The organism is Sulfurimonas sp. NWX367 (assembly GCF_039667065.1).
Classification (GTDB): Bacteria; Campylobacterota; Campylobacteria; order Campylobacterales; family Sulfurimonadaceae; genus Sulfurimonas; species Sulfurimonas hydrogeniphila.
This window is the reverse complement of sequence record NZ_JALCZM010000003.1, coordinates 332,545-349,167: the sequence shown is the minus strand read 5'-3', so window position 1 is coordinate 349,167 and position 16,623 is coordinate 332,545. Positions and strand designations below refer to the sequence as shown.

Sequence of the window (16,623 nt, the reverse complement as noted above, 5' to 3'; positions counted from 1 at the left end):
CTTCTCTGACTCTCCCTTGACGGGGAGTCCTCTTCTTGCTACAATACCTTCATGTATAAAAAGCTTTACTCAAAAATAACAGATGCCCTGGTCGACAACGGCTATATTATTTTAGAAAATGTGTTTGAACCTGCACTTGCAAAGCAACTTTTACAGATGTCACAAAATATCAGACAATACAAACAGGCGGGAATTTCCCATCACTCTACGATCAATACAAATCGCAGAAAAGATAAAATATACTGGATAGATGCAGAAAATGAGCCAACTGCCAGGTACCTGGATTTTATGAACGGACTTCAAAATTATTTGAACCGGCAGCTTTATCTTGGGATTAAATACTATGAGGCACATTTTGCTTTATACCAGGCAGGTGATTTTTACGAAAAACATCTTGATGCTTTTGGCGGTACAAAAAACCGTGTTGTTACGACTGTCTATTATCTTAACGAAGAGTATACGTCTCAAAATGGGGGAGAACTGGTCATGTATGACAAAAATGATAAACAAATGCAAACAGTTGCGCCTCTTATAAATACTCTGGTTGTATTTTTGAGCGAAGAGTTTCCTCATGAAGTTCTGGTTTCCAAGAAAGAGAGATACTCTATTGCAGGTTGGTTTAGAGTTGATGAAAGAGGAGTGAATATTTGAGCTTGCCATATCATGATGAAATTCAGAAACTCAAGCAGTATAAGATGATTTTGGATCATAACAGTATTGTCTCCAAAACGGATGTCAATGGCATTATAACCTATGTGAATGACAAATTTTGTGAAGCTTCCGGTTACTCCAAAGATGAACTGATCGGGAAAAATCATCGCATTATCAAACATCCTGACAACCCGGAACATATCTATCAACATATGTGGGATACGATAAAAAATAAAAAAATATGGCAAGGTACGCTTAAAAACAGAAAAAAGAACGGAGAGGCCTATTATGTAAAGTCAACTATTGCCCCTATTTTGAACTCCTATGATAAAATTATAGAATATATCGCTGCTAGAATTGATGTGACGGACCTTGTGCACAAAGATGAAATCATTAAAAATCAGTTTATGGACGAACTTACCGGTTTGCAAAACAGAACGGCATTGTTACACGATTTAAAGCTAAACGGAGAGAATAAAGCCTCTTTGGTTCTTATCAATATAGACAGGTTCTCAGATATTAATGATTATTTTGGATATGAAGTCGGAGATGAGGTGCTAAAAAGTTTTTCACAGACTCTGTTGCAGGCCCATAAAAAAGTCTACAGAATAAGTGGTGATGAATTTGCAATCTTGTGTGAGCATACATTAAACAATACGGCGAAGCAGGCAATTACAGCAATTCTGGATACCCTTCAAAACAGCAGTTACTCTTTTGAAGGGATGAACATCTCACTGTTTCTCTCTTGCGGCGTCTCCTATGGAAAAAAGAAAGATATTTACAAATTCTCCCATATTGCCTTAAAAGATAACAAAAGAACAAACAAAAAAGTGACATTTTTTAATGAAAATCCGGATCTGCAAAACCGTATCAAAGAAAATCTTGAAATAATAACAAAGATTAAAAATGCGATTGACAATGACAGGTTTGTCCCATACTATCAGGGCATTGTAGATAACAAAACACAAGAGATTGTTAAATATGAAGCGCTTATCCGCTTGCAGGAAAGAGACGGGAAGATTATTTCTCCTGTCTTTTTTTTGGAACATGCCAAAAAAGCCAAACTCTATACGCAATTGACAAAAATTATGCTTGAAAAAGTATTCCAAAAATTTGCTGATTCAAAGTGCTCATTTGCAATCAATTTTACACTTGAAGATATAGAATCACAAGAGGTTGTGCAGACTTTGGTGGAGAATCTGCAGAAGTATGCATGCGGAGAGCGGGTAACTGTAGAGATTGTGGAATCCGAGGGGATAGAAAATTTTGATGAGGTCTCAAATTTTATAAAAAAAGCAAAAATGTATGGATGTAAAATTGCTATTGATGATTTTGGAACAGGATATTCAAATTTTTCATATCTTGGAAAACTTGATATAGATTTTATAAAGATTGACGGTTCTCTGGTTTTGAATATGCATCAGGGTGGTGCTGAAATGGCAACCCTGGAAAGTATTTTGCATTTTGCGAAAAAAATGCAGATTAAGACAATAGCAGAGTTTGTTAAAGATGAAGAGACATATGAAACATTGCATCAAATGGGTGTTGACTATTCACAGGGGTACTACTTTTGCAAACCGCAGGAAAATTTGAGAGATTAAACAAATATAAGTGTAATTTTGGTTCCTAGATTTTCTTTGGACTCTATGTTTATTTGAAAGTTATACTCTTCTATGATACTCTGGACAATATTTAAACCGACTCCAAATCCGCCGGCATAGGAATTTGCCCGTACAAAACGGGTGAAAATTTGCTGCAGTTTTTCTTGTTTGATACCGATGCCTTCATCTTGAATGACAAAAGAGTTGTGTGTGGTTGTGATTTTTATCTTTGTGTTGGGATGAGAATATTTTATGGCATTGCCAAGCAGGTTGTTTATAATCATTTTTGCTTTTGTCGGTGCTATTTTAAGCGGACAGTTTTGCAAATCGGTTTGGACAGTAATATTTTTTTTCTCCACAAGTTCACTGAAATAAGCAATATCTTCTTTGATAATTTCATCAAACAGAAGAGAAACGGCCTCTTCACTCTCATTGTCAAAACTTAAAAAGCTGAGTGATGCATATATGTCATAAAGCTGTTTTGTACTGATGGAGATGTTCTTGACCGTTTTTTCATCATACTCCTTTTTTGCTTTTAATCTTGAAGTACTCATCATAATTGCTGTAATGGGTGTATTTAATTCATGGGTTGTGTCTTTGACGAAATCCTCTATCTCCTGCATTTTGTCTTTGAGCGGTTTGAGAAAAATATAGGATAAAAAGACGGCGATGACAATGATGAGAAAAGCTGTAATAATGACAGCATAGGCAATCTTGTTTTTTATCACTTCTATATTTTTTACACACTCGTCACTTTGTACAACAATGTACTTTACATGTAAATGTCCGGCTGTCCTTTGGGTGATTAGAGTGAAAATATCATCTTTCATGTAAAAATCTTTTGAAAAATCAACCGCTTGGACAACTCTCCCGTATAACAGGTGTTTTTGTGCATCAAAAAGGGCGATAGCTTCTTTTTGAAACGCATCAAGTTTGAATTTTTTATGGTGCATATGGGCATCAATGACTTTGGCACTGACAATGTCAGCGATGTGGTTCATTTTGTAAAAATTGGCATTTTTTTCCATGGCTACCTGAGATGTGTAAAACCAGTAAGCCGCCAAAGACAAAAACATAAAAGAGCTGAGAAGATAAAGAGAGAGAAAAGAGTAGAAGGATTTTTTTGTTATTTTATTCAAAAATATACCCTTCCCCTCGAACAGTTTTTATTTTTTCTTTGCCTATAATTTCTCTGAGTGTTCTGATGTGCGAACGAAGCGTAGCATCACTGGGCAGCGAATCAAAGTTCCAGATATTCTGCACAAGTTCTTCGTTGGTAATGAGGCGGGATCTGTTTTTTAAAAAATAGGATAAGAGCAGTGTATCTTTGGCAGTGAGAGAGATTTTTTTGTTGTTTGCATGTACTGTTTTTTGCACAGGATAAAATAGAGTTTCGTCATCCAGGATGATAAACTTGTTATTTTCAATATTGAAAACTCTTTTGATGCTGAGTATTCTGGCATGCAGTTCTTCAAGTTCAAAAGGTTTTTTAATGTAATCATGCGCACCGGCGTCAAAAGCACGCTGCAGGTGTTTTGTATCTCTGTAGGCGGTGATAAAAACAGTGGGGGTTTTGTTGCTGAAAGCTCGGAGTTCTCTGAGGAGGTCTATGCCGTCTTGACCCATCACATTGATATCAAATATAAACAGGTCATATTTGGAGTTTTCAAGATGTACATAGACTTCCTGCGCATTGTAAGCATAATCCACATGCCACTCTTCTCGCAAAAAATCCAGTAAAATATCGGACAAAACAGGGTCATCTTCCATTAAAAGTATGTTCATAAGTTATTTTATCCTAAAATAATGAAATGATTATAAAAATTGATAATATTAATACAGATGAACTGCAGATTTACAAAGAACTCAGAGAGAATGCTTTTCGGAGTGACAGAAGTTTTATAGCCGACAGTCCGAAAGTCGTCAATCTTTTGCTTGAGAGTGATTTGGAGATAAAGAGTATACTTGCAACGCAGGAGTATTATGATGAATTTATGTCTTTGGTCCAATCAAAAAATATTCCCAAAGTCTATCTCACAACGAAAGAGGAGATGAGCAGGATTGTCGGGCATAAGATACATCATAACTGCATGGCACACGGCATACGTCCTGAGGATATTACTTTAGAGGGGGCAGGTGAGCGTATCATCATGCTCGATAATATCACTTCAAGTGAAAATGTAGGCTCGATTGCCAGAAGTGCTGCCGCACTTGGCGTAACGAGTTATTTTTTGCCAAAATCCTCACCCCATCCGTTTAACAGGCGTGCTCTGCGTGTCTCTATGGGCTATGCGCACAGGCTGGGCATACATGTCTATAAAGATATTTTTGAGACGATTGCTGCTTTAAAATCTGCCGGTTACCGAGTCTATGCCGCAGAAGTTACCGAGGATTCCACTCCCTTGTCCTCTTTACATGTAAGCGGCAAATGGGTACTTCTGATGGGACATGAGGGTCAGGGAATCGCACAGGATATTTTGGATCTCTGTGATGAAATTGTCAGCATAGAGATGCAGGCGGGCATTAAAAGTTTTAATGTAGGTGTGGCTGCATCCATTCTTATGTATAGCTTTGTGCTTAAGAAACAGTAATACTAAAAAGAGCACCTTTGTCGGTATTGCGAACACAGAGTGTGCCCGCGCAGTAGTTTTCAATGATAATTTTACTCATATAGAGCCCCAGTCCTGTTCCTGTATCATCTTTTGTGCTGAAATAAGGGTCAAAAATTTTGTTCATAATATCCTGAGGAATACCTCCTGCGTTATCTTCTATTATAATTTCAGTCTGATTATGCCGCAGTGTCAGTGTAATGTATATATTTTTATCTTCAATATTATTTTCAATTAATGCATCTTTGGCATTGTTTAAAATATTAATGATCACCTGTCCGAGAATATCACTTTGCATTGTAAGTGTTTTTGTACTTTTGTTTTCATAGGTAATGGAGATATTCTTTGCCTGAAATACCGGTTTTACAAGATTGATACTGTGAGTGATAATTTCATCTATAGAAAATTCTAACTTGTCTTTTGGCCGAAAGTAGTGCATAAAATCGTTTGTGACTTTTGTCATTTCCTGGAGTTGTTTTTTTGCATTTTTGTCAAAATACTCAATAAAATCATCATTGAGTTTAGACTGTTTGTACTTGTGCCTGACTGTTTGCATAAGCATAGAAAGTGCATTGAGTGGTTGTTTCCATTGATGCGCAATCATATTCATCATATTCCCCATCTGTGCCAGTCTGTTCTGCTGCAGCATGTGTAACTCCTGTTCTCTCTGTTTTTCTACTTCTTGTCTGACCTGCTGCTGAAGGTTTTGATTGAGTGCGCGTAGTTTGTCTTGGGCATCTTTTCTTCTTTTTACTTCGTGTTCGAGCGAGAGGTTTATGAAATAAAGGTAAATAGAAAATGGTAAAATAATTCCAAAGGCAATGGCTAAATAAATAAGTGTCTGCTTATCGAAATAACGCTCTTTGTCTTTAATATAGCCCCATTTCAGGTAAAGAGACTGCAACTCCTGTTGGGGTAAATTGGTCACCGCTTTACTTAAAATAACATTAAGCACAGGCAGACTGCTTTGGCTTGCTATACGAAGTTGATAAAGGTAGTCCAAATCACCGGCAACCCGCAGGTTTTGAATATTATACTGACTCATATAGTAACTTGCTCTCACAGGTTCACTGATGGTTGCCTCTGCTGTTCCTGCTGCTACAGCCTGCAGGGCTTTGAGCTCTGTTTCGCAGGGTTTTATCACAATAGAGGGATATTTGTTTTGAATGTATGCAAAAATTGCACTTTTGTCAACAAGTGCAACACTCTTTGCCTGCAGTGACTCAATATCAGAAACCAAAAAATTGTCACGCTGCGTGATGATTTTGTTTTGCTGTGTGAGAATAACATCTGTAAAATCCAGATACCCCAGACGTTCCTGAGTTTTTTGCGCTGCAAAAACTATATCGATTTTCCCTTTTTTTGCAGCGTCCATTAATGCATGCCATGTAGGAAAAGAGATGTATTTAAAAGAGATACCCAACTCCTGTTCAAGGAGATGAAAAAGATCCAAAGAAAAACCGGCAGTTTTGCCATCAGGAGATATGATAACCTGGTTTGGAATGTTGGTAATACCGACAGTCAGGGGCTTCTTTAAAGTACGCAGCCATGTTTTTTCTTTTTGATTTAAGAAATTTTTTGTTGTTATCTGTTGAGGTTTTGAGAGCTCTTTAAGCTGCATGAGGAGAAAAAAACTCAAGAGGATTACAAAGGCAATGAAAAAGAGATAGCTTTTTTTATACATCTGAACTCCGCCCTTGAGTTGTGGGTGCTGTAGAAGAATCGCCGAATTTAAAATGAGATTTTGCCTCTTTCTTTGCTGCATACATTGCCATATCCGCACTGTGTAAAAGTGCCTCTTTTGAGCTGCCCTGTATTGGGTAAACTGCTATGCCTATACTGCATGTAATGTGAAATGTATACTTTTGAAATACTACAGGAGTGCTTACAGCCTGTATAATTTTCTCGGTAAGACTCTTTGTATCAGAGATCTTTTTCACACTTTCTACAATTAAAGCAAATTCATCACCTCCTATGCGGGCAAAGGTGTCTTCGATGCGAATAACTTTTTTTATATTTTGCGCGACAGACTGCAGCACTGCATCTCCTGCTGAGTGTCCGTATTGATCATTAATGCTTTTAAAATTGTCCAAATCAATAAAAAAAAGAGTAAAGTTTTCATGGGAGTGTTGTGCTTTATTTACAGTTTCATTGAGTTTGACACTAAAGAGATGTCTGTTTGCAACCTGTGTCAATGTGTCGTAATGTGCAAGCGCATACAAGACCTCGAGCTCTTTTTCTTTTGCCTTTTTGGCATCTATGTCATTTTGAAGATTCCTGGCAATAGCGTGGAGTCTGTCATAGAGCATTTCTATGTCAACCGGTTTTGGAATAAAATAGTCTATACCTGTATTGATTGCTTCAAGCAGTTTTTCTCTTTCATCAAAAGCAGAGAGAATGACAATCGGTTGCCATTTGTCGATTTTTTTAATTTCTTTGGAAAGTGTCAGTCCGTCTGAGTGGGGAAGCACAATATCTGATAAAATAATATCAGGTTTTTTTTCTTTATAGACAGCTAAAGCCTCTTCTGCGTCAAATGCCTGGTAAAATGCCTTGAAATCATCCGCTAAAAGCATCTTCATATGTTCCTGTGCCTGCATGTCATCTTCAACATACAAAAGTGTAAAATTCTTTAAGTTCATTTATTTTTTTCCTTTTGGCAGACGGATAACAAAGTTGGCTCCCTCGTGGGTATTGAAAACTTCTATTGTAGCATGTAACTGTTCCTGCAAGACCATTTTTGCCATATACAAACCCAGACCTGTTCCGTTTTTTTCCTGTTTTGTTGAGAAGTAAGGGTCAAAGATTTTGTCTTTTATGGCTTCGTCAATTCCCCCGGCATTATCCTGTATGGCAAGGAGTAACTCTGTGCCGGTATCTTCAAGTGTTATCTGTATCTTTTTTTCATTTTGTGTTGTTTGCAGCAGAGCATCTTTCGCATTGTTGAGAATATTTAAAAGAACCTGGTTCAGGGCATTGGGATTTGTAAAGAGTTCATAATCCTGTGCGGCATTAAATTCAATGAAAATTCCTTCATTCTTAAAAATATCGGCCGTAATATTTAAAACTTCATTGATAGCATCCTTAAGAGAAAAGGCACATACCTGATCTTCCTGTTTGAAAAAGTTTTTAAAATTATCTATAGTGTCAGACATTAAATCTATCTGTTTTTTAGAGTGGCTTTTAAAATACTCTATTGCCTTGTCATCAAGTTTTCCTTTTGTGTATTTTGAAATTGTCAGTTGGTTGATGAGGGCAAGATTATTCAGTGGTTGTCTCCACTGGTGGGCTATCATGCTAATCATCTCTCCCATTTGGGCAAGTCTGCTTTGCTGGTAGAGAAATAATTGCTGTTCTTGGCTTTTTTTTACTTCTTTGGCAATGGTTTCTTCAAGTGTTTTCGTGTATCTCTTTTTCTCTTCAACAAGCATTCCGATGGTGAGGATTACAGAGACATGGACCAGAATAAAAAGGTTGTAGTTGATGACATTGTCTATATGGTTGTTGAGAGTAAACGCCCCAATATCCAGATAAACCGCATAGGATGCAATGAGAGCTACAAGTACATTGAAAAAAGTTCCGTATACCAAGCCTTTGTATGCACTCGCGAGAGCGACCACAGGAAGTGTTAAGCTTAAAAGAAGAAAACTGTTTTCAATGCCAAATACTATCTGGAGTATATACACGTAGGCACCAAACAGCCCTGAGCAGAGAAAAAATTCTTTCCATTGGATTTTTTGAAAGTTTGTAAAAAGGAGGAGTAAAAAGGGTGTAAAAACCAACTGCCCCATTACATTGCCAAACCACCATGAAAAAAGATAGAGCGAAAACTTTTCAATAGAAATATAATGTGCCATAAGCAGTACGGTGTTTGAAAGTAAAGCACTCAAAGGCTGCAATACAAAAAATATCAGCAAAACCAATCCAAAAATATCACGAAATTTTTCAAGGCTGACACGGAGATGAAATTTTTTAAACAAAACAACAGCCAGGTAGGCTTCGGCTGTATTTATAAGAGCAATACTGAGTGATACCGCAAATGAGATTTCATTGCCAAGGGCTAAGAAAAACTGTCCAAGAAAAATCCCCGGGAGAACTTTTTTGCCGAAATACAGGGCAAACGCCAAAGCAATGCCTTCTGCTGCAAAAAGTCCGACATTGATAATCGAGTTTCCGCTTAAAAGACTGAGGCTGAGTGTTCCGCTTGCATAGTATAAAAAAGCAAGAAGAAAAACAAGGAGACTATTGCGTATCATTCTCTTCTCCTTTATAAACAGGCATTTCTATAATAAATTCGGCACCCTCTTTTGTGTTTTTTACAGAAAGATTTCCTCCGCTGTGTTTTTCTATAATCATTCTTGACATATAGAGACCGAGGCCTGTTCCGTTTTTTTCGGTTTTTGTAGAAAAATAGGGCTGAAAAATTTTGTCTTGTATATGTGAAGGAATACCTCCTGCATTATCGATGATATGTAAGCTGTTTTTGTCAATCTTCAAAGTGATTTTCGGATGCCTAATATTGTTTTGGACTAAGGCATCCTGCGCATTTTTTATAATATTTAACACAACCTGTACAAGTTCATTTTCAAAGGCCAAAAACTGTTGGGGTGCAGTAATCTTTTTTTCAAAATGTATATTTTTTTGTTCGAGACTGTGTTGAACCAAAGCAGTGACAGTACGAAGAATTTTTTCAAAATCTGTCACTTTTTTTTCTTTTTGCGGTTTAAAAAAGTTTCGAAAGTCATCAATAGTATGACTTAAATAGTTGATATAGTTTTGCAGTTTTTCAGAGATCTTTTTTGCTTCTTCTGCATTAAGTTTGTCATTTTGCGCTTTAAGTTCAAGTACGATTGCCGCCGTTGCCATAGCATTGAGCGGTTGTCTCCACTGGTGGGCAATCATGGCTATCATTTCACCCATTTGGGCATGGCGGGACTGGGTGAACATAATTTCATCTTTTTTTCTGTTTTTTTCAACCTCTTCATAAACAAGGCGTTCAAGGTTGTCATTTGTGTATTTGAGCTGAAAGTTTGCTTCTGCCAACTCTTTCTCTTTTTTGAAGTAATCTATCCACAGGTCGACTTTGAGGATAAACTCTTCAAACACATAAGGCTTTTTTAGAAAATCATTGGCTCCGTTTTTTAATACATCCCGAATAATATCCGGCGTGGAAGTTCCCGAAAGTACAATAATGGGAATAGACAAAAACCGGCTGTCTTTACGTAGGAGTTTTAAAAATTCCAGGCCGTGGATATCCGGGAGCTCCATATCTAAAATGATAAGATTATACTCCTCTTTTTTGAGCTTTTCAAAGGCTGTTTTTGCTTTCATCGCTGTGTGCACATTATAGTTTCTGGGTTCAAGAACTGTTTTGATCTGTTTGCAGATAAATCGGGAATCATCGACTACCAAAATTTTATCTCTCTTTTTTGTACTGATTGTGTGAATTATTTTTACTATTTCAGAAATAGAGTATAAAAAATTGGTATCTTTGATAATGTAATCAAGTATACCGTACTGAAACAGTTCTTCGCGAAGATCTGCATCTTGAGAAGATGTCAGGACAATAACTTTTGTTTTTGTCAAAGACTGTATATGGGCTATGAGCTCAGAACCTTCTCCGTCAGGCAGATGTAAATCTAAAATGATGAGCTGAAACTTCAGTGTCGTCAAAAACTCTTTTGCCTCGGCAAGTGTATGGGCCTGTGAGATCTCAAAACCAAGAAGTGTCAGCTCTTTTTTTATGAGATTGTTTATGGTACGGGAATCTTCTATTACTAAAATATTTTTCATAACAGCGGCTCCGGTTTTCCAAAATAGTATCCTTGAGAAAAGTCAATTCCAAGCTTTTTGACTATCCGAAAAATGGCTTCATTTTCAATAAACTCTGCAACAGTTTGCAGTTTCTGCTCTTTTGCAAAAGTAACGATACTTTTTACTGCAGAAAGGGAGTAGGTGCTTGTTTCTATATCGCGTATCAGGCACCCGTCTATCTTGAGAATATCCGGCTGATACTCCAAAAGTCTTTCAAAGTTGGAATATCCGGCTCCAAAATCATCAATGGCAATTTTCACCCCGTATTGCTTTATCTCTGCAATGAATTGTTTGACAGTTTCAAAGTCTTTGATCCGTTCGTCTTCAAGCAACTCAAAAACTATTCTGTGGGCACTCTCTTTGTATTTTTGCAAAAGGGAGAGAATTTTTTTGCGCATACTCAGCAGTTCAATATCCAGGGCCGAAAGATTGATGGAGATATCTGCCTCACAATGGCGTAAAACAGTAAAAGAGTGCTCTAAGACGATATTCGTGATTTTGAGATAATAATTACTTCTTTTGGCAGTTTCCAGAAAAAAGTAAGGTGAGAGCACTGTACCGTCTTCTTTGACCAGCCGCACCAGGGACTCATATTTTTCTATTTTCTGTGTGTTGTTGTTGATGATGGGCTGAAAGTAAGAAATAATTTTTGAATTTCGAATGGCATCCTTAATCATATGCACTGTTCTTATATTCTCTTGTGCTTTTCTCTGCTCCTGGGAGGCAAAATTATTGGCAAGTAAAAAACGCTGCTTCTCTTTTACAAGCTTTTTCATGCCGAGTTTTACCGATTCGTAAAGTTTGTCATTTTCATAGGCGAAAGTGAGTAAAATTGCAATATCATACTCAAGATCTTCAAAAGCAATGGTATCATCGCGGACCTGCTGTTGCAGTGCCTGTAACTCCTGTACAAATAATGTTATATTGTCGGTGTGTTCTTTGGCATCAAGTATAAAAGCATATTCTCCGTTTTGCAATTGATATATTTTGTCAAAACTGTATTTTTTTGCAAAAGTATTCTGTAAATATATTCGCGCTTTTTGTTCAAGAATATAGAGCGTATTTGTATCATAAAAATCCTCAAGATCATCATAGTCTTCAAGTTTGATATAAACCAGTAAAGGATTATGGGCATTTTTGAGTTCGTTTTTGAGTTGTTTGAGCGGATGCATAATGTCTGTAATATCGTGCCGCAATGAAATATACTCAAGAATGTTTCCCTCTAAATCAAGAATCGGTTTTACTGTTGCATCAAGATAGTAACTTTTTCCGTTTTTTGTTCTGTTTCTTATGCTGCCTTTCCAAATCTTTTTTTTATTTTTTATGGTATCCCACATTTCTTGAAAAATTGATTTGGGATTGTCCGGGTGGCGTATAATGTTGTGATTTTTTCCGATAAGTTCCTCTTTTGTATATCCGGAAATTTCACAAAAAGCATCATTGACATAGGTGATGATGCCTGCTGTATCTGTTTTGGAAACGATAGCGCTGTTGTTTGTTGCTTCTTGATACTCTTTGAGGAGATGAAGATTCTGTTTGGCCTGCAGCGCATATTTGTATCTTTGTGTTACCTGAAAGATGGTACTGGAGAGCTGTTTCATATCAATGGGTTTTAAAAGGTAACCGTTAATGCCGATTTGTATGCTCTGGAGAAAAAAGTCCTCTTCGTTATGGGCTGAAAGTATGATAATAGGGACTTCTTTGTTGATGGCTCTTATTTTTTTTGCCATTTCCAGACCGTTCATGTGGGGCATATTTATATCTGTAATAATGATATCTATAGACTCTTTTTGAAATTTTTCCAAGCCCTCCTGCCCGTTTTGTGCGACAATGATAGTATCGAAAAAATCTTCCAAAAGCATCGTTGTAATCTCTCTTGCATCAATGTCATCCTCAACATACAAGACTTTTAAACTCTGCGAATACTTAGTGACTTCTTGAATTTCAATCATAACAACACCCTTTAAAACAGATTTATAATTTTAAAATACAAATCTAAGCAAAATTACACTAAAATCTGTTAAATCTGTATTTAACTGGGATAACGCATGCAAAAGGGCAAAATATTACTTGTAGAAGATGATGAACTCTCTTCGGAACTTATTTTCGAATATTTGAGTGACTGCGGGTTTTTTGTTGAGGCTGTATTTACGGCGACTGATGGTGTGGCAAAAGTAAAAAATGAGCCGTTTGATCTTGTATTGCTTGATATAAATCTGCCTGATTTTGACGGGTTTGAAGTCTTGAAAAGTCTTAAAAATCACTCTTCTGTGCCGATTATTGTGACAAGTGCCTACAGTGATACACAGAAAAAACTTTTGGCTTTTAGATACGGAGCGAGTGACTATATGACAAAACCTTTGGATCTTGAAGAACTTGAGGCTAGAATATGGCTACAGCTTGGAAAAAACAGTGCGATTAAAACAGAAGACGAAAAAAAAATCTTTGAAATAAAAAACAATCATGTCTATTTTCAACAAAAACAGCTTGATCTGACGACTATTGAGTTTGGACTCCTCTCCTTGCTTATCAAAAACAAAAACAGTGTTATGCAGAGGGAAAAACTTGTCAATGCCCTCTCCTCTATCAGTTCGCACCGTTCTTTGGATAACCATATAAAAAATATTCGTAAAAAAATAGGCGATACCGGAACAAAAGCCCAGTATCTTAAAACGGAGTACGGTGTTGGCTATAAATTGACATTTTAGCTATAATTACAAAAAAGAAACTACTCAATGAACTTTACTACACTTCCGCTTTCTCCAAAAATGCTTCAGACTATAGAATCACTCGGTTACACACAGATGACTGCCATTCAGGCTCAGGCACTTCCTGCTGTATTGGAAGGACGTGATGTTATTGCACAGGCGAAAACAGGCAGCGGGAAAACAGCTGCTTTTGGTATAGGACTATTGCATCATCTGGATGTGAAAAAGTTTCGTGTGCAGTCTCTGGTATTGTGCCCGACCCGTGAACTTGCCGATCAGGTTGCCAAAGAGCTGCGCCGTCTTGCACGGTTTCAGCATAACATTAAAATTTTGATGCTCACAGGAGGAGAGTCTTTTGGCAGACAGCTTGGCTCTTTGGCACATCAGGCACATGTTGTCGTGGGAACACCCGGGCGTGTTTTAAAGCACTTGCAAAAAGAGAGTCTGGATCTGAGCAATCTCAAGACTCTTGTTTTTGATGAAGCAGACAGAATGCTTGATATGGGGTTTATAGAAGAGATAGATGCTGTGCTTTCTTTTGTGCCCAAGCAAAGACAGACGCTGCTTTTTTCCGCCACTTATGATGATGAAATTTTAGCAATCAGCAAAAAACTTCAAAGCAATGCTTTACATGTAAAGACAACAGCACAGGAAATAGAAAATAAAATAAAGCAGGAGTTTTATCAAACAGAGCATAAAACAGAAACACTCATTCGTATATTTTCTACCTATAAACCGCAAAATGTAATCGTCTTTACAAATACAAAAGTTGAAGCAAAAGAGCTTGCAGAGTCTTTGGTGCGGAACAAAATAGACGCACTGGCAATTCACGGCGATTTGGAACAGTATGAAAGAAATGATGTGCTGGTACAGTTTGCCAACAAATCCTGTCCCGTTTTGGTGGCAACTGATGTGGCAGCCCGCGGGCTTGACATAAAAGAGCTAAGCATGGTTGTCAATTACGACCTGCCTCATACACAAGAAACATATACGCACCGTATAGGACGTACTGCAAGGGCAGGGGCAGAGGGCATTGCAATTACGTTGTATAACGAGTATGAGGCACAAAAGCTTGAACCATATGAAAATGATGAAAAACATCAATTTTTAGATGTCTCTGTGCTTAAAAAAGAGCAGGGTTTTGAAATGAAACCAGAGTTCGTGACTTTGGTCATAGAAGGCGGCAAAAAGGATAAAATCCGTGCCGGTGATATACTCGGAGCCTTAACAGGTGATGCCGGACTGCAGGGAAAAAGTATCGGTAAAATTGATTTGTACGACAGACAAAGTTATGTGGCAATTGAAAATTCTTTGATAGACGAAGCCCATAAAAAACTCAAAAACGGAAAAATCAAAAACAGAAAATTCAGCGTCTGGGTGCTTTAGCTTACTTCTTCTATTTTTAAAGTATACTCTTCTAAAATTGTATCAAGTTTGGTTTGTTCTTCTTCAAGTTTTTCAAACATCTCTTCTACCTGCTTTTCCATCTCCGAAACAGTTTTTGAAAGTTCCATGAGCGTGGCGCTGTCACCTGCATTGGATGCTTCTATAAGCTCTTCATGTTTACATGTAAGTGTATCTTCAAGTTCCATTATTGTGTTTTCGAGATTTTCGACTTTTTTCTTGAGCGGGGAAGCAAGTTTGTTCCGCTCCCGTATAAGTTCGGCACGCAGTTTTTTGTTTTCTTTGTGATTTGATTTTGGTACTGTTTTCGTTTTTTCTTCCTGCTCTTCCTCATCCCAGCCGATTTTTTCTAAAAAGTCGTCGTACCCGCCGTCAAAATATTCAGCGCCATCTTTTGCAAAGATGATGAGTCGGTCACATACACGGCGCAGTAACTCTTCGGAGTGGGTCACAATGATGCTTGAGCCTTCAAACGCATTGATGGCATTTGTAAGGGCTTCAATACTTTGCATATCAAGGTGGTTTGTCGGTTCATCCAAAAGCAGGAGATTGACATCTTTGGCAATTATCTGTCCCAGCATTACGCGGCTTTTTTCTCCGCCTGAAAGCAGGGAGATTTTTTTCTCGGCGTGTTCACCGCTAAAGAGCATCGCCCCGCAGATACTTCTGACTTTTGCTTCACTGAGTTTGGCATTGGCATTGTAGATTTCATCCATGACGGTATTGTCAGGGTTTAAATGGGCAATGTTTGTCTGTCCAAAGTGGGTAGCTTCAGTTGCGGCGTTGCAGATAATCTCCCCGCTGTTTTGTTTGAGTTCCCCTGCAATGGTGTTTAAAAGGGTTGATTTCCCTTTGCCGTTTTTTCCGATGATGCCCAGGGTTTCGCCTTTTGCAAGTGTGAAGCTGATATCTTTAAAAAGTATTTTATCTGCTGTGTAGCCAAAGCTTAAATTTTTGACATCAAGCAATACTTTGGCAGGCGTATCTTTGTAATTAAATCGAAATGCAAGCGAGGCATCCGTGTTTAAATCTTCAAGCCTGTCCATCTTTTGCAGCTGTTTTACTTTGGACTGTGCAAGCGAGGCCGTAGAGGCACGTGCTTTGTTTTTGGCGATGAACTCTTCAAGCTCTTTTACTTTTCTGTCCTGAGAGAGCTTTTGTTTCTGGTGCAGTTCGTCATCGCTTGCAAGCTGGGCATAAAACTTGTGTGTATTTCCCTCGACAAGTCTGATGTTTTTTCGTACAATGCCTGCGGTATGTGTGCATACTCCGTCCATGAAATTTCTGTCATGGGTAATAAGGATAACCTCTCCCTCAAAACTTCTTAAAAATGTCTGCAACCAGCGCAGCGAGACAATATCGAGATAGTTTGTCGGTTCGTCCAGAAGCAGTAAATTTGGCTCAGTGACCAAAAGTTTTGCGAGATTGATGCGTATCTGGTAACCGCCAGAGAAAGAGAGCGGGTCTTTTTGCAAATCATCCGCACTAAATCCCAGTCCGAAAAGGATTTTTTCCACTCTGTAGGTATCATACTGCATCTCTTCGCCAAGAGCGAGTGCCGCTTCTTCTCCCAGTGTTTTTTCGCTAAAGCTCAGATGCTGTTTGAGTATGCCGATACGATAGTTTTTTGGCAGGAGAATCTCACCCTCATCGGCTTCTTCTTCACCGGTAATTATTTTAAAAAGGGTCGATTTCCCACTGCCGTTACGTCCTACAAGCCCGAGACGGTTGCCGGAGTTGAGTTTGAGGCTGAGGTTTGAAAAAAGTTCTTGGGTGGTAAAAGATTTTGAAATATTTGTTAATTGAATCATAAAGGTATTTTACACTCTTGTCTAT

13 protein-coding genes are annotated in these 16,623 nt (G+C 37.9%); 5 read left to right on the top strand and 8 right to left on the bottom strand.

The window, feature by feature from the left end; translation table 11 throughout:
* The first annotated feature begins 51 nt into the window (after window positions 1-51).
* Both MNY28_RS10470 and MNY28_RS10465 read left to right on the top strand, forming a co-directional pair.
* Window positions 52-651, top strand: a complete 600-nt coding sequence (locus tag MNY28_RS10470; protein WP_346389812.1) for a 2OG-Fe(II) oxygenase — start codon at window positions 52-54, stop codon at window positions 649-651.
* Window positions 648-2,252 (top strand): EAL domain-containing protein, encoded by a 1,605-nt coding sequence (locus MNY28_RS10465; RefSeq protein WP_346389811.1) that lies wholly within the window; start codon window positions 648-650, stop codon window positions 2,250-2,252. The genes MNY28_RS10470 and MNY28_RS10465 overlap by 4 nt, the downstream gene beginning before the upstream one ends.
* On the opposite strand, the gene MNY28_RS10460 is transcribed toward MNY28_RS10465, so the two are convergent.
* Entirely contained in the window at window positions 2,249-3,391 is a 1,143-nt protein-coding gene (locus MNY28_RS10460; protein WP_346389810.1) for a HAMP domain-containing sensor histidine kinase, read from the bottom strand. The genes MNY28_RS10465 and MNY28_RS10460 overlap by 4 nt on opposite strands.
* On the bottom strand, window positions 3,384-4,037 hold the full coding sequence (locus MNY28_RS10455; protein WP_151899318.1) for a response regulator transcription factor: 654 nt from the start codon (window positions 4,035-4,037) through the stop codon (window positions 3,384-3,386). The genes MNY28_RS10460 and MNY28_RS10455 overlap by 8 nt, the downstream gene beginning before the upstream one ends.
* Before the next feature lie 26 nt (window positions 4,038-4,063).
* Between MNY28_RS10455 and MNY28_RS10450 the strand changes: the two genes are divergently transcribed.
* The gene (locus MNY28_RS10450; RefSeq protein WP_346389809.1) at window positions 4,064-4,843 is read left to right on the top strand and encodes an RNA methyltransferase; all 780 of its coding nucleotides are present in this window, start codon (window positions 4,064-4,066) and stop codon (window positions 4,841-4,843) included.
* Here MNY28_RS10450 and MNY28_RS10445 read toward each other — a convergent pair.
* Genes MNY28_RS10445 through MNY28_RS10425 form a run of 5 tightly spaced genes read right to left on the bottom strand, consistent with a single transcriptional unit; the run spans window position 4,830 to window position 12,627 of the window.
* On the bottom strand, window positions 4,830-6,545 hold the full coding sequence (locus MNY28_RS10445) for a transporter substrate-binding domain-containing protein (RefSeq protein WP_346389808.1): 1,716 nt from the start codon (window positions 6,543-6,545) through the stop codon (window positions 4,830-4,832). The two genes, MNY28_RS10450 and MNY28_RS10445, sit on opposite strands and share 14 nt — an antisense overlap.
* The gene (locus MNY28_RS10440) at window positions 6,538-7,503 is read right to left on the bottom strand and encodes a GGDEF domain-containing response regulator (RefSeq protein ID WP_346389807.1); all 966 of its coding nucleotides are present in this window, start codon (window positions 7,501-7,503) and stop codon (window positions 6,538-6,540) included. Before MNY28_RS10440 ends, MNY28_RS10445 begins: the two co-directional genes overlap by 8 nt.
* On the bottom strand, window positions 7,504-9,117 hold the full coding sequence (locus MNY28_RS10435) for an ATP-binding protein (protein WP_346389806.1): 1,614 nt from the start codon (window positions 9,115-9,117) through the stop codon (window positions 7,504-7,506). It abuts the gene before it with no gap.
* Window positions 9,104-10,654, bottom strand: coding sequence for a response regulator (locus tag MNY28_RS10430; protein ID WP_346389805.1), 1,551 nt, complete (start codon window positions 10,652-10,654; stop codon window positions 9,104-9,106). Before MNY28_RS10430 ends, MNY28_RS10435 begins: the two co-directional genes overlap by 14 nt.
* A complete protein-coding gene (locus tag MNY28_RS10425; RefSeq protein WP_346389804.1) occupies window positions 10,651-12,627 on the bottom strand; it encodes an EAL domain-containing protein in 1,977 nt (658 codons plus the stop codon). Before MNY28_RS10425 ends, MNY28_RS10430 begins: the two co-directional genes overlap by 4 nt.
* Before the next feature lie 96 nt (window positions 12,628-12,723).
* Between MNY28_RS10425 and MNY28_RS10420 the strand changes: the two genes are divergently transcribed.
* Both MNY28_RS10420 and dbpA read left to right on the top strand, forming a co-directional pair.
* Entirely contained in the window at window positions 12,724-13,383 is a 660-nt protein-coding gene (locus tag MNY28_RS10420) for a response regulator transcription factor (RefSeq protein WP_346389803.1), read from the top strand.
* A gap of 27 nt (window positions 13,384-13,410) precedes the next feature.
* Window positions 13,411-14,769 carry an ATP-dependent RNA helicase DbpA gene (gene dbpA / locus MNY28_RS10415; protein ID WP_151899326.1) on the top strand — a complete coding sequence of 453 codons (1,359 nt, stop codon included), beginning with the start codon at window positions 13,411-13,413 and terminating at the stop codon, window positions 14,767-14,769.
* On the opposite strand, the gene MNY28_RS10410 is transcribed toward dbpA, so the two are convergent.
* Window positions 14,766-16,598 carry an ABC-F family ATP-binding cassette domain-containing protein gene (locus MNY28_RS10410; RefSeq protein WP_346389802.1) on the bottom strand — a complete coding sequence of 611 codons (1,833 nt, stop codon included), beginning with the start codon at window positions 16,596-16,598 and terminating at the stop codon, window positions 14,766-14,768. The genes dbpA and MNY28_RS10410 overlap by 4 nt on opposite strands.
* Window positions 16,599-16,623 lie beyond the last annotated feature (25 nt).